Origin of the sequence: Pseudomonas sp. 22082 (assembly GCF_052046055.1) — a bacterium.
GTDB lineage: Bacteria > Pseudomonadota > Gammaproteobacteria > Pseudomonadales > Pseudomonadaceae > Aquipseudomonas > Aquipseudomonas pharyngis.
On record NZ_JBQEQB010000010.1, the window covers coordinates 51733 to 64254 of the forward strand.

At 60.9% G+C, this 12522-nt stretch carries 15 protein-coding genes; 10 read left to right on the forward strand and 5 right to left on the reverse strand.

Annotation, left to right across the window (positions count from 1 at the left end):
- The first annotated feature begins 56 nt into the window (after nucleotides 1–56).
- The gene (gene yiaY / locus ACTJK9_RS13750) at nucleotides 57–1205 is read left to right on the forward strand and encodes an L-threonine dehydrogenase (RefSeq protein WP_440814363.1); all 1149 of its coding nucleotides are present in this window, start codon (nucleotides 57–59) and stop codon (nucleotides 1203–1205) included.
- On the opposite strand, the gene ACTJK9_RS13755 is transcribed toward yiaY, so the two are convergent.
- From ACTJK9_RS13755 to ACTJK9_RS13765, 3 genes are all read right to left on the reverse strand, one after another.
- Entirely contained in the window at nucleotides 1202–2368 is a 1167-nt protein-coding gene (locus ACTJK9_RS13755) for an MFS transporter (RefSeq protein ID WP_440814366.1), read from the reverse strand. The genes yiaY and ACTJK9_RS13755 overlap by 4 nt on opposite strands.
- 17 nt (nucleotides 2369–2385) lie before the next feature.
- A complete protein-coding gene (locus ACTJK9_RS13760; RefSeq protein WP_440814368.1) occupies nucleotides 2386–3621 on the reverse strand; it encodes an aminotransferase class I/II-fold pyridoxal phosphate-dependent enzyme in 1236 nt (411 codons plus the stop codon).
- A 209-nt stretch (nucleotides 3622–3830) separates the two neighbouring features.
- Entirely contained in the window at nucleotides 3831–4319 is a 489-nt protein-coding gene (locus tag ACTJK9_RS13765) for a DMT family transporter (RefSeq protein ID WP_064594046.1), read from the reverse strand.
- A 78-nt stretch (nucleotides 4320–4397) separates the two neighbouring features.
- Here ACTJK9_RS13765 and ACTJK9_RS13770 point away from each other — a divergent pair, with 78 nt between their 5' ends.
- The 8 genes from ACTJK9_RS13770 (at nucleotide 4398) to ACTJK9_RS13805 (ending at nucleotide 10223) form a co-directional block, all read left to right on the forward strand.
- Nucleotides 4398–5309 (forward strand): LysR family transcriptional regulator, encoded by a 912-nt coding sequence (locus tag ACTJK9_RS13770; protein ID WP_172829473.1) that lies wholly within the window; start codon nucleotides 4398–4400, stop codon nucleotides 5307–5309.
- Between the two features lie 20 nt (nucleotides 5310–5329).
- Nucleotides 5330–6067 carry a hypothetical protein gene (locus tag ACTJK9_RS13775; RefSeq protein ID WP_440814373.1) on the forward strand — a complete coding sequence of 246 codons (738 nt, stop codon included), beginning with the start codon at nucleotides 5330–5332 and terminating at the stop codon, nucleotides 6065–6067.
- Between the two features lie 35 nt (nucleotides 6068–6102).
- On the forward strand, nucleotides 6103–6825 hold the full coding sequence (locus ACTJK9_RS13780) for a hypothetical protein (RefSeq protein WP_440814376.1): 723 nt from the start codon (nucleotides 6103–6105) through the stop codon (nucleotides 6823–6825).
- A gap of 3 nt (nucleotides 6826–6828) precedes the next feature.
- Nucleotides 6829–7245 carry a fosfomycin resistance glutathione transferase gene (fos, locus tag ACTJK9_RS13785; RefSeq protein WP_440814378.1) on the forward strand — a complete coding sequence of 139 codons (417 nt, stop codon included), beginning with the start codon at nucleotides 6829–6831 and terminating at the stop codon, nucleotides 7243–7245.
- Nucleotides 7246–7305: 60 nt separating this feature from the next.
- Nucleotides 7306–7944 (forward strand): LysE family translocator, encoded by a 639-nt coding sequence (locus ACTJK9_RS13790; protein WP_039772730.1) that lies wholly within the window; start codon nucleotides 7306–7308, stop codon nucleotides 7942–7944.
- Between the two features lie 76 nt (nucleotides 7945–8020).
- Entirely contained in the window at nucleotides 8021–9370 is a 1350-nt protein-coding gene (locus ACTJK9_RS13795) for a diguanylate cyclase domain-containing protein (protein WP_440814381.1), read from the forward strand.
- 118 nt (nucleotides 9371–9488) lie between these two features.
- The gene (locus tag ACTJK9_RS13800; RefSeq protein WP_074691067.1) at nucleotides 9489–9644 is read left to right on the forward strand and encodes a KGG domain-containing protein; all 156 of its coding nucleotides are present in this window, start codon (nucleotides 9489–9491) and stop codon (nucleotides 9642–9644) included.
- A 75-nt stretch (nucleotides 9645–9719) separates the two neighbouring features.
- Nucleotides 9720–10223, forward strand: coding sequence for a DUF4142 domain-containing protein (locus ACTJK9_RS13805; RefSeq protein ID WP_440814384.1), 504 nt, complete (start codon nucleotides 9720–9722; stop codon nucleotides 10221–10223).
- A 49-nt stretch (nucleotides 10224–10272) separates the two neighbouring features.
- Here the strand turns inward: ACTJK9_RS13805 and ACTJK9_RS13810 are convergent, their stop codons facing one another.
- On the reverse strand, nucleotides 10273–10683 hold the full coding sequence (locus ACTJK9_RS13810) for a low affinity iron permease family protein (protein ID WP_039772727.1): 411 nt from the start codon (nucleotides 10681–10683) through the stop codon (nucleotides 10273–10275).
- Nucleotides 10684–10898: 215 nt separating this feature from the next.
- Between ACTJK9_RS13810 and tam the strand changes: the two genes are divergently transcribed.
- Complete coding sequence (gene tam / locus ACTJK9_RS13815; RefSeq protein WP_440814387.1) at nucleotides 10899–11669, forward strand: trans-aconitate 2-methyltransferase; 771 nt, start codon at nucleotides 10899–10901, stop codon at nucleotides 11667–11669.
- A 40-nt stretch (nucleotides 11670–11709) separates the two neighbouring features.
- Here tam and ACTJK9_RS13820 read toward each other — a convergent pair whose 3' ends face one another.
- Entirely contained in the window at nucleotides 11710–12438 is a 729-nt protein-coding gene (locus ACTJK9_RS13820) for a class I SAM-dependent methyltransferase (RefSeq protein ID WP_440814389.1), read from the reverse strand.
- Nucleotides 12439–12522 lie beyond the last annotated feature (84 nt).

Sequence of the window (12522 nt, forward strand, 5' to 3'; positions counted from 1 at the left end):
CTGTGTGCATCCGCCGAATTGCACGAGTCAATTCGGCTCCAGTCAGGAGACGCGCCATGAGCAGCACCTTTTTCATTCCCGCCGTAAACATCATGGGCAGCGGCTGCCTTGACGACGCCATGAACGCGATCCGCAACTACGGTTTTCGCAAGGCGCTGATCGTCACCGACGCCGGGCTGGCCAAGGCCGGGGTGGCGACGATGATTGCCGAGAAACTGGCGATGCAGGACATCGATTCAGTGATCTTCGACGGCGCCAAACCCAACCCGAGCATCGCCAACGTCGAGGCGGGGCTGGCGCTGCTCAAGGACAGTCGCTGCGATTTCGTGGTTTCCCTTGGTGGCGGTTCGCCCCACGACTGCGCCAAGGGCATCGCGTTGTGCGCCACCAACGGCGGGCAGATCCGCGACTACGAAGGCGTCGATCAATCGACCAAGCCACAACTGCCGCTGATCGCCATCAACACCACCGCCGGCACCGCCAGCGAAATGACCCGGTTCTGCATCATCACCGACGAAACCCGCCACGTGAAAATGGCCATCGTCGACCGCAACGTCACGCCGCTGCTGTCGGTGAACGATCCGGCGCTGATGGTCGCCATGCCGAAAAGCCTGACCGCCGCCACCGGCATGGACGCGCTGACCCACGCGATCGAAGCCTACGTCTCCACCGCTGCCAACCCGATCACCGACGCCTGCGCGCTGAAGGCAATGACCCTGATCAGCAACAACCTGCGCCTGGCCGTTCGCGACGGCAGCGACCTGGCCGCGCGGGAAAACATGGCCTACGCGCAGTTCCTCGCGGGCATGGCATTCAACAATGCGTCCCTCGGCTACGTGCATGCGATGGCGCACCAGTTGGGCGGTTTCTATGATCTGCCTCACGGGGTGTGCAACGCGGTATTGCTGCCGCATGTGCAGACATTCAACGCGCAGGTCTGCGCCGATCGTCTGACCGACGTGGCCCACGCCATGGGCGCCGACATTCGTAGTTTCAGCCCGGAGGAGGGCGCAAAAGCCGCGATCGATGCGATTCGTTGCCTGGCAAGGGACGTGGAGATTCCCGGTGGCCTGCGTGATCTGGGCGCCAAATGCACCGACATCCCGGTGCTCGCCGCCAACGCCCTGAAAGACGCCTGCGGCTTCACCAATCCACGGGCGGCCGATCAACGGCAGATCGAGGAGATTTTTCGCAGCGCGTTTTAAGCGGGCAGGCGAACGGGCGTGCCTCTCGTACAGAGCAGCGCGCCCATCGCCAGAATGCAGCACAGCAACGACAGCGGCCACGCTTGCGGACTGGCGAACAGGCTGGCAACGGCGCCGATCAGCGCCGCCATCAATTGGTGGATGAACCCGCTCAGGGCCATCGCGTAGGCGCCGGCAATCGGCGCGCCATCGTTGGCCCGTGACAGGCTGATCGGATAGTTCAGTGACTGGCCGAACACGGCAACGCAATAAGGCAGCCAAAGCAGCCAGGCCATCGAGCTGGCCAACAGACTGCCAGCCAGCATCACGCCAGTGCCGGCCATCACCAACGCGACCCCCAGTGTCATCAACCGGTGCTGACCGATACGCAGTACAAAGCGATTGACCGCCAGCGCCCCCAGAAAATATGCGGCGCTGATCGGCCAGCCCAGCAACCCATATTCAGTCGCCGACCAGTTGAACGGGCCTTGCAGAATCAACGGCGCAGCGCTGTTGAACGCGATGATCACGCCATAGCCCAGGCCGCCCGCGAGCGCTGGCAGAATAAACGCCCGATGGACCAGAATCGTGCGGTAGACCGCCCAGGGCGAAGCGGTTGTGGGCGCTTCGACGAGTTGCGGAAAACTCAGACGCGAGACTATCGCGGCCATCAACAGACTGACCGCGCCCAGCAGATAAAAGATCGCCTGCCAGCCCAGCGTCACCTGAATGAGCGAACCGGCGTATTGCCCGATCCCGAGCGCGACAACGAATGAAATCGAAATCCACGACAACGCCTTCGCCAGCAGATCCCCCCGAAAGCTGTCACGAATCAGCACCCGCGCCATCACCGAAATGCCGCTGGCGCCGATCCCCTGAAGCAGTCGCAGCAGCAGGAACGACTCCAGCGTCGCACCCAGCGGCAGTGCCAGATTCGCCACGCCATAAATTCCCAATGCCGCCAGCAGCACCGGTTTGCGGCCGATGCGCTGGGCCAGACTGCCCCACAGCAGCATCGGCAGCGCCATGCCGATCAGGTACAGCGACAAACCCCAGGCCACTTGCGATGCATCGACCCGCAAATGCCCGGCGATCTGTGGCAGCGCCGGCAGATAAATGCTCATGCCCAACTGGGCGAGGAACACGGTGGAGCAAGTGATGAGCAGGATGAGGCTGGGGTTCATGAGTCGTCCGTAAAGGTTCAGCGGTGGCGAGGGTGACCGCGCGTCATTAACAGACCGGTGATCAAATCACAAAAGCGGTGGATCAGGGTCGATTCCATGTCGGCGCGCAGGGTCACGCGGATCGCGGCTTTGCCCTGGGCTACCACCGGGAAAAACACGGCGCTGGTGAAAAAACCGTGTTCGGCCAGTTCAACGGCGATTTGCGTGGCCAGGGCGGCCTCGCCGCAGTTGATCAAACGGATGGCCATGGAGCTGCCGTGCTGCTCGGTGCTCAAGAGGCTGTCGAACAGGTGGATGTTGGCCTGGAGCCGAACCTGCAGCGCCCTCAGTTCCGCGCTGCGATGCACCTGGATCGACGCCAGGCCCGCACCGATGGCCGCGCAATTTAGACTTTGCGACCAGTTGCTCGGCCCGCCGTAACGCTGGATCAACTTCCTCTGCCGTTCATTCCCGAGCATCACCAGACCGCCGCTTGCCCCGAACGATTTGGCCAGCGAAGCGACGATCAGGCAGTCCTCCTCCAGCGCCGGCATTCTTGGTCGAACAAGACCTGCGCCGTTGCTGCCGACCGCTGACAACGCATGAGAATCATCCAGATAAAGGAACAGGCCGTAACGCTCCTTCAGATACAACAGACCGTCCAGATTGGCGACGCCCCCCATGCTGTAGGCACCGTCGGCGACATAGGCGACGGTGGAATGGCGCTGGCACACCGATTCGAGAAAATCCATGTCGTTGTGGGGGCAGGTCAATACCTGGGTCTCGTCGGCGCAACTGGCCTTCAGGTGATTCATCGAGTAATGGGCCAGGCGATCAAACACCATCACCGGCGGGCGGTTCTGGGTGAACACGCCACTGGCCAGCAGCGGCAGGATACCGGCGCTCGCGGCGCTGCAGGACAGAGTGGTCAGACACACCGCGCCAAACAATTGCGACAACTCGCTTTCGTATTGTTCGAGCAGCGCCAGTTTGCAGCGGTTTTTCGAGTTGGCAACGCGCAACGTACCGGTTTCACGCAGCGCCGTGATGGCCCCCTCAAGCAGCGCGGGGTGGTGATCGAGGCCCAGATAGGAGGTGGTGCAGAAATGATGGAACTGGCGCCCGTGCTGATCGAGCAAGTGATTACAGCCTGTGACCTCGACGTTGAGGGCGGCGATTTTTCCAGCTTCCGCAGCGTCCCAATCGTGGTCTGCCAAAGCGATGACCTTGCGGTAATTGGAGAAAGTGTTGGCGGATTCCGACAGGTGATTCATAGGCAGCTCTCCTTGAGCAGGGCAATCCATGGGGTGTTGCAAATTGTGTGTGTTGCCAGACTTTACAGAGAGCTATGCAAGGTCAGAATCGGCTGCGTCCGATAGCATTGACGGCTGTTGGAGATTTGCTTGTAGGGCGAAGCCTTGCCGGGCTGTGAGGCGATGAAATGCCCGACAAGTCCGGTGCTGGAGAGCCTACGCTTGAACCCTTATCCAACGGCTGTGGCGCTCTTTTCCAGTGTCGGGGAGAACTGGATCAACGCCACTCCCGCCATCAACAAGACTGCGCCGAACAGGCGCGGCAATGTCAGGTGCTTCTCCACCAGCCCGAACAGGCCGAAGTGATCCAGCACGATTGACGTGATCATTTGCCCGGCCAGGGCCAGCGCCAGAAATCCCGAAGCCCCCAGCTTCGGCAGCAACACCACTGCCAATGCGACGAAGCACACCCCGAACGCCCCGCCGGTCCACATCCACAGCGGCAGCTTGCCGAGCGGGGCCAACGACGGCAGTGGCAAGCGCAGGACGATAATCACCGGCAACAACACCAGCACGCTCACCACCAGCGAGGTGAACGTCGCCCACAGCGGATGCCCCAACCCCCGCGCCAGATTGATATTGATCGCACTTTGAAACGGTACCACCGCCCCGGCAAATACCGCCAATAGCAGCAAACCGACCCACTGCATCGTTCCCATGATCGTTCTCCGGCAAGGTTTTGCTGGACTCTAGGGTATTCGTCGCGCAGATTTAAATTCTGTTTTGGTATTCGGAACATGCATCGAATGAATGATCTGCGCCGCATTGACCTCAACCTGCTGGTGATCCTCGACGCCTTGCTCGGTGAACAACACGTGACTCGCGCCGCCGAGCGCCTGCACCTGAGTCAACCGGCGGTCAGCCACGCGTTGGCGCGTCTGCGCGACTTGCTCGGTGATCCATTGTTGGTGCGTGCCGGTTCGGGGCTGGTGCCCACCGCGCGGGCGCTGGAGCTGGCGGCGCCGCTGGCCGAAACCCTGGCCCAGGTGCAATCGCTGCTGGCGCCGAACACCTTCGATCCGGCCAGCGCCCGTCGGACCTTTCGCCTCGCGATGTCGGACTACGGCGCGGCGATCATCCTGCCCGGGCTGATTCGCACTCTGCGCGCGGAAGCACCGGGCATCGACCTGCAAATCAGCCATGCCAGCCGCGAAGGCATGGTCGAAGGCCTGCTCAACGGCGACATCGACCTCGCCGCCGGCGTGCTCCCCGAATTGCCCGGCGAACTGCGCAGCACGCCGCTGTTCGAGGAGCGCTACGTGTGTTTGCTGGATCGCCACAGCCTGCCGGCCGACGGCCAGCTCGACCTGCCAACCTATCTCTCCCGTCCCCATGTCTTGCTGGAAATGCGCGGCAGCGGCACCCCGGAAATCGAACGCACCCTGACTGCCCTGCGCGAACGCCGCCGCGTCGCCATCAGCCTGCCGCACTGGAGCGCTGCGCCACGTTTCATCAGCGGCACGGACCTGATCCTGACCGTCGCTTCGCGGGCGTTGAATGAGGTGGATGACCAATCGCTGATCGTCGTACCGCCACCGTTTGAAATTGCACCGTTCACGTTTGTCTCGGCATGGCACAAACGGCGGGGCGGGGATCAGGCGTTGAACTGGTTGAATCGGCGGATTGAGCAGGGGATAGTGCGCGGCTGAAAAACATCAAGGAGCGGGGCGTGACAGTGAAGTCTGGGGTTGTTGTGGGGCTGGCGCTTTGTGGGGCGCTGATGGCGGGGCAGGTGTTGGCTGATTGTGTGCCTGCGCCGGTGGCGGGTGATCTGGATTTCTCCGTGTGCAAGGAGTGGCCCGCTTACCCGGGGTTGAACATCAGCGCGAATGCGAAATTTGAGCGTAGCTCCGTGCCGGGTGCCACCGACACGAGCGGCACCTATGATTTCATTTTATCTGTCTTGAAAAGCGACCAAACAAAACCGGTTGCCACTTATCACCAACCCTCCGCTTTCTTCTCGGGTGGGGTGGCATTGCGAGATCTCTCGCTCGATACCGCGCGCTACAAACTAACCCCAGAAGTACGGGCGTTTGGCGTTCGCGTGCAATTCACCAATGCCTCTCGCCTCAACCCGCTTGAAGAAACGCACCTCTCTCTTTATGTGAGAGAGGGCGATAAGTTACGTCCCGTGCTCAGTCAATTAGTGGTTTATGAGTACGGCGGTGAATGGGACGGTGATTGCGCCGGCGAGCGATATGAGACGACCAGAACGGTAGAAATTGCCAAGACCAGCTCCCATGGTTATGCCGATCTGATCATCAAAACCAAGACGACAGGGACGACCAATGTCGTCGAAGGCGATACTTGTGAAGACAAAATCAGCGTCAGCAGCCCTGAACTGACAACCCTTCGCTACGACGGAAAATCCTACGTCCTGCCTAAAGGTTTCAAAGCCATCGAGTGATACAGAGCCAACGCGACTTAATTCAAGGAAGAACAATGCTCATCCCAACCCGACTTTTCATCGCCCTCGGCTTGCTGGCCATCACCGCTCCAGCCCAGGCCCAGGTTTCCTGCGTCACCAAGGATTACGACGACCAGTCATTGGCCCGCTGCAAGGCATGGCCGGCGTTCAAGGATCAGGCGATTGCCCTCAAATCCACCTACGTGCCGGATGCTGGTAGTGACGATGCCGGTGTGTTTGATCTGGATCTGGCGATCATCGACACCAGCAACTGGAAGACGCTGGCGACGTATGCGAAACCCGGTGCCTACAATTCCGATGCCATTCGTTTCACCGATCTGCTGGTCGATACCGCTCGCTATCGGCTGGCCCCGGATGTTCGCGCGTTCGGGCTGCGGTCAAAGTTCTCGCACAATTCAAGCGCCATTCCCTACGAAAAAACCGACCTGACACTTTATGTGCGCGAGGGTAATAAACTGCGCCCGGTACTTGATGGCCTGGTGGTCTACAAAAACAACGGTGAGTGGCTGGAAAACTGTGTGGGTGAAGGTCAGCAAATTCGCCGAACCGTGGAAATCGGCCCGACCAGCCACAATGGCTTGGCCGACCTGATCGTCACCTCAAGCGGCACGGCGATGAAAACCGTCAAGGCCGGCAAGGAGTGCGTTTCCCGGGATTCCCCACTGAAGAAAACCCAAATCACCCTGACCTACGACGGCAAGCAATACACCATTCCCGAAGACCTCAGAGGTTACTGACCGATGCTCACCGGCCTCAACCACCTGACCCTCGCCGTCACCGACCTGGACCGCAGCCTCGCGTTCTACCGCGACGTGTTGCAGCTGCGAGTCGAGGCCACGTGGGATGCCGGTGCCTACCTGTCGCTTCCGGGCCTGTGGTTGTGCCTGTCCCTCGATCCGAAGCGCCATTCCGAACCCGCCGCCGACTACACCCACTACGCCTTCAGCCTCGGAGCGGCGGATTTCCCGCGGTTCGTGCAACAGCTTCGCGCCGCCAACGTGCAGGAATGGCGCGACAACCGCAGCGAAGGCGCGTCGTTCTACTTCCTCGACCCGGACGGGCACAAACTCGAAGCCCACGTCGGCGACCTGGCCTCGCGACTGGCCGCGTGTCGGCAAAAGCCCTACGCGGGCATGGGTTTTTTCAACGAGCCGTGAATATTCACAAACTGCTGGGATAGACTGGCGGCCACGTTTTCCGGGACTTGCAGGTTTTCCATGACTCCATCGTTGCTAATGGCCGTGCTGGCTTCGGGTTTCATTTACGGCATCACGCCGGGGCCGGGTGTGCTGGCGGTGTTCGGCATTGGCGCCGCACGTGGGCGGAGGGCCGGGGCGGGGTTTCTGTGCGGGCACCTGCTGGGCGATGTGATCTGGTGCAGCACCGCGCTGATTGCGATTGTCGGCGCCCGGGAAATCGGCAGCACCGCGTTCGATGTACTCGGCGTACTCAGCGGCCTGTACCTGTTCTGGCTCGGCTGGCGTGCGGTACGGGCCAAGCGCAGCAACGGCGATCAACCGCAGGGCGCGGCGCGTCAGCCGTTCTGGCACGGCATCCTGTTCGGCCTGACCAACCCCAAGGCTTACCCGGTGGCGGTGGCAACCTTCACCGCGCTGCTGTCGAGCCGCGCCGAACTGCTCAACTGGTCGATGCTGCCGATGCTGATCGCCTTGAGCTTCCTCGGCGGATTGCTCGCCTACGCTATCCTCATTGGCATCGTCGGGGCGCGGCAGGTGCGTACGTTGTACCAGCGTCATGAACTGGCGATCACCCGGTTGTGCGGGATCATGTTCATCGGTTTTGCCATCAACGCGCTGGTGCATGCACTGCCGGGGTTGATGCCGAACAAGGCTTGAAATCGATCGCAGGATGCGAGGTCGGGGTCAGGGACGGTGGATCAGCGCTGCATTGTCCGGACACCTTTTCTGAACCATGGAAAGCCGAAATTCCGCGCCGTTGGCGAGTTACATCGATCTGTTGCTGGACGCCGTCTGTGCCGTGGACAAGCAGGGCCGTTTCGTTTTTGTCAGCGCAGCCTGCGAGCGGATTCTCGGCTACACGCCTGATGAGCTGATCGGCCAGTCGATGATCGACTATGTCTACCCGGCCGACCGTGAGCGCACCCTGGCCGCCGCAAACGACATCATGGGCGGCGAACCCAAGCACAATTTTGAAAACCGTTATGTGCGCAAGGACGGCAGCGTCGTGCATATCCTGTGGTCGGCGCGTTGGTCGGAGGTCGACCAACTGCGCATCGCCGTGGCCCGGGACATCACCGAGCGCAAACTGGCCGAGTCGCGCCAGGCGGCGCTGTACGCCATCTCCGAAGCGGCCCATGCGGCGGAGGATCTGCTGGCGCTGTTCAAGCGCATTCACATGATTATTGGCGAGTGGCTGCCGGCGCTGAATTTCTCCGTGGCGCTGTACGACGAACATTGCGCGCAGCTGAATTTCCCCTATCACGTTGACGATGACGAGTTGCAACCGGAGCAACCCGGGACAGTCACCGGGCGTCTGTGCGCGGAAGTGATCCGCAGCCGCCAGCCAATCCTCCTGACCCCGGATTGCCCCCACGCGCCGCCGGAGTTCGCCGCGCTGGTGGCCGGGCAGCAATCGCCGTGCTGGCTTGGCGTACCGCTGAGCTCGAAAGACCGCACCATTGGCGCGCTGATCGTCAAAAGCCTGCCCGGCGGCGAGCGCTACACCGAACGCGACAAGGAACTGTTGCAATACGTCTGTGCCCAGGTCGCCACCGCCATCGAACGCCAGCAACTGCACGCCCGCCTGCGACGCATGGCGCAATATGACCAACTGACCCAGTTACCCAACCGTGAGCTGCTGCGCGAACGCCTCAAGGCTGCCCTGAACCATGCGCGGGAACAGTCCGGGCACATGGCGCTGCTGTACGTCGATCTGGACCGCTTCAAACAGATCAACGACACCTTCGGACACACGGTCGGCGACATGCTGTTACAGGCGGTGGCCAACCGGCTCAAGGGCTGCGTGCGCGAGACCGACACCGTGGCGCGAATCGGTGGCGACGAATTCGTGGTGCTGCTGCACAGCGTCCACGCCGCCGACGATGCCGACAGCGTGGCGGAAAAGATCCGACAGGTATTGATGCAACCCCTGCGCCTGGACGGGCACAACCTGCACATCGAACCGAGCATCGGTGTGGCGCGGTATCCCGAGCACGGACGTGAGGAACAGCAACTGTTCCGCCACGCCGACCAGGCCATGTACGCCGCCAAACGTTTGAATCATCGGGCGCTGGACCACTGACTGGCAGCTCACCGTTCGTCGCGGCGACGGCAACTTTTCTAAACCTTTGGCGGTCAGGAAATTCTCAATCTAGGCGGGCACCTGCTCGCCGCGATCAAATACCAAGGGGTAGAGAATCATGCCTAATTCAAGAAACTCGAACTCGGGAAACTTCGCCAACGATAAGACCAAGGCGTCTGAAGCCGGTCGCAAAGGTGGGAAAACCACCACCACGACGGTCGACAAAGAGCCTAAAACCGAGATGGGCCGCAAGCCTGCTCAAAAGTCGAAGTAGTCGGTGAAGGTTGTTTTGATTGAGAGGCGGGGGCGCAAGCTCCCGCTTGAATCTGCAAAGAAGGAGGGCGCGACCATGAGCCGGATGGCCACCCGAGTACGCCACATCAGTTTTGTCAGCCTGCTGGGGTTGTTCGCCAGCAGCGCGTTTGCCCAGTCGCCCGCCGACTTCATCAATGAGGCCTCGGCCAAAGGCATGGCCGACATCGAGGCCAGTCGTCTGGCGCACAGCAAGGCCGAGTCCAAAGAGGTCAAGGATTACACCATCGTCGTCATCAACGACCGCACCACCGCCAACCAGCATCTGGCGAAAATCGCCAAGAAACTGGAACTGCCGGTGGCGCCCCGCGAAGAAGTTGCCGACAAAGCCAAAGCGCTGATGCCCGAAGTCAAAGAAGGCGCCAGCTTCGATCAGGCCTACGCCGCCAGCCAGGTCAAAGCCACGGAAGAGGCCATTCAGCAGATCCAGCAGGAGGCTCAGACCACCGACGTGCCGGAGATCAAGGCGTTTGCCGACGAGACCCTGCCAAAACTGCAGAGTCATCTGGAAATGGCCCGAGCCCTTCAGGCCAGTCGCTGAATCCGCAGCAATGAAAACGGCGCTTTTTTAGCGCCGTTTTTTTTGCCTGTCAGCATTCATTCAGATCCTGCTTCGGCTTGCTCTTGTCTCCCAGACCTTCCAGGTCAAACACCTCATTCTCACCCATCGCCCGGTAATGCCGACGCAGCGCCTCCAACTGCTTGAGATCCAGCGACTCCAGTCCGAGCATCGCGTTCTGCGCTTCCTTGTTCACCCGCAGCAGTTCATCGAGTTTCAAATGCAGGATGTCGGTGTCGCGGTTCTGGGTGTTCTGGATCAGGAACACCATCAGGAACGTGATGATCGTGGTCGAGGTGTTGATGATCAGTTGCCAGGTATCGTTGTAATCGAAAATCGGCCCGCTCAACCCCCAGAGCCCGATCAGAATCAACGCCCCCATGAACGTCTTGGGGCTGCCGGCCCAGAGGGCGAGCTTCTGGGAGATTTTTGCGAATTTCATGGTTGTGTTCCTTGTGGGGGGCGCTTGAAATTCAGACATCGGAGGGGGGCGGAAAATTCTACTTACAGTTTTCTGAGTCCCTGTAGGCACGGCCGAAGACAGCGTTCCCGGCGATATCGGACCTACGTAGGGGAAGGCAGATAAACACGATCGCTGTATCGTGACGGCAGCCGCTTTTCCACGTTTCGCCAGAACGTCCAAGACAGGAGAACGCAATGACCTGGTCCGCCAAGCAATACGTCACTTTCGAAGATGAACGCACCCGCCCGGCCCGCGACTTGCTGGCGGCGATTCCCACGCCCGAGGCACGTTCTGTGGTCGATATCGGATGTGGCCCCGGCAATTCGACCGAGTTGTTGGTGGAGCGTTTTCCGGGGGCGAAAGTGCAGGGGCTCGACAGTTCGCCTGACATGATCGATGCCGCGCGCAAGCGTCTGCCGCAGTTGCAGTTCGCGGTGGCGGACATCGATAAATGGGCGGATGCAGGGCCATTCGATGTGATCTTTGCCAACGCGGTTTTGCAGTGGGTGCCGGATCACGCGACGTTGCTGCCGGCGCTGGCGGGCAAGTTGGCGCAGGGCGGCAGTCTGGCGATTCAGATGCCGGACAACCTCAACGAGCCGTCCCATCGGTTGATGCGTGAAGTGGCGGCCAACGGGCCGTGGGTCAGCAAACTGGCGGACGCGGCGGGGCAGCGGACCGAGATGGCGGATGCCAGTGCTTATTTCTCGATGCTGCGACCGCATTGCGCGCGGGTCGATGTGTGGCGCACCACCTATCACCATCAGTTGGCGGGCGGGGCTTCCGGCGTTGTCGAGTGGTTCAAGGGTAGCGGTCTGATTCCGTTCCTCAGTCCTTTGACGGAAGCGGAACGGGCGGACTATCTGGCGCACTATCTGGCGGAGGTCGCGAAGGCGTATCCGGCGCTGGCGGATGGTTCGGTGCTGTTGCCGTTTCCGAGGTTGTTCATTGTCGCCACACGTTGAAATGAAAAAGGGCCGATTTGATCGGCCCTTTCTTTTGGTGTCAGCGTTGTACGGCGACCAGCATCATCATCGGGCGCTCACGCTCTTCAGCGAGGGCCGGTTGCGCGGCCACTTCGGCATCGCTCGGGCCCCATTCATTGACGTGTTGAATCGTGAATCCGGCGTCGATCAACGCGTTGAGCAATGTCCCGACTGTGCGGTGCTGCTTGATCACACCATCGGCCAGCCAGTTGGTCACCCGTTCGCCTTCCCTCTGATAACTGTCCAGCGGCCAGCGCTTGTTGCCTTCGCTGTCGATCAGCCAGCCCGGATTGCGCGGTGCCATGAAGATCGGGTGCTCGATGGAAAACACAAAGTGCGCGCCGGGTTTAAGCGCCGCATGCAGTTTGTTAAACAGCCCCGAAAGATCCTTGATGTAGTGCAGGGCCAGTGAGCTGTAGGCCAGATCGTAAGTGCACGCAGGCAAGTCGAGGTGTTCCAGGTCGGCACGTTCGTAGCGGATGTTCGCGGCCGACGTGGTTTCCTTCGCACGTTCGAGCATTTTCTCCGAGACATCCAGCCCCAGCACCTCGGCTGCGCCGTGTTCGCTGGCCCAGCGGCAGAACCAGCCGTAGCCGCAGCCCAGATCCACCACTTGCAAACCGTGCAGGGAGGGCAACAAGGCTTTCAGCGCCGGCCATTCCGGCGCAGCATCGAGGCCGCCGATGGAGCGGTTCATCTGGCTGTAGCCCTGGAAAAATTCGGGGTCGTCGTAGATGTTCTGGGTCATGGATTTGCTGCTCTTTTGAATTTGATTTGGGTGGCTCGCAGGCCACGGTTTTGAATCCCTCGAAACGTGATGGCGCGTATTCGT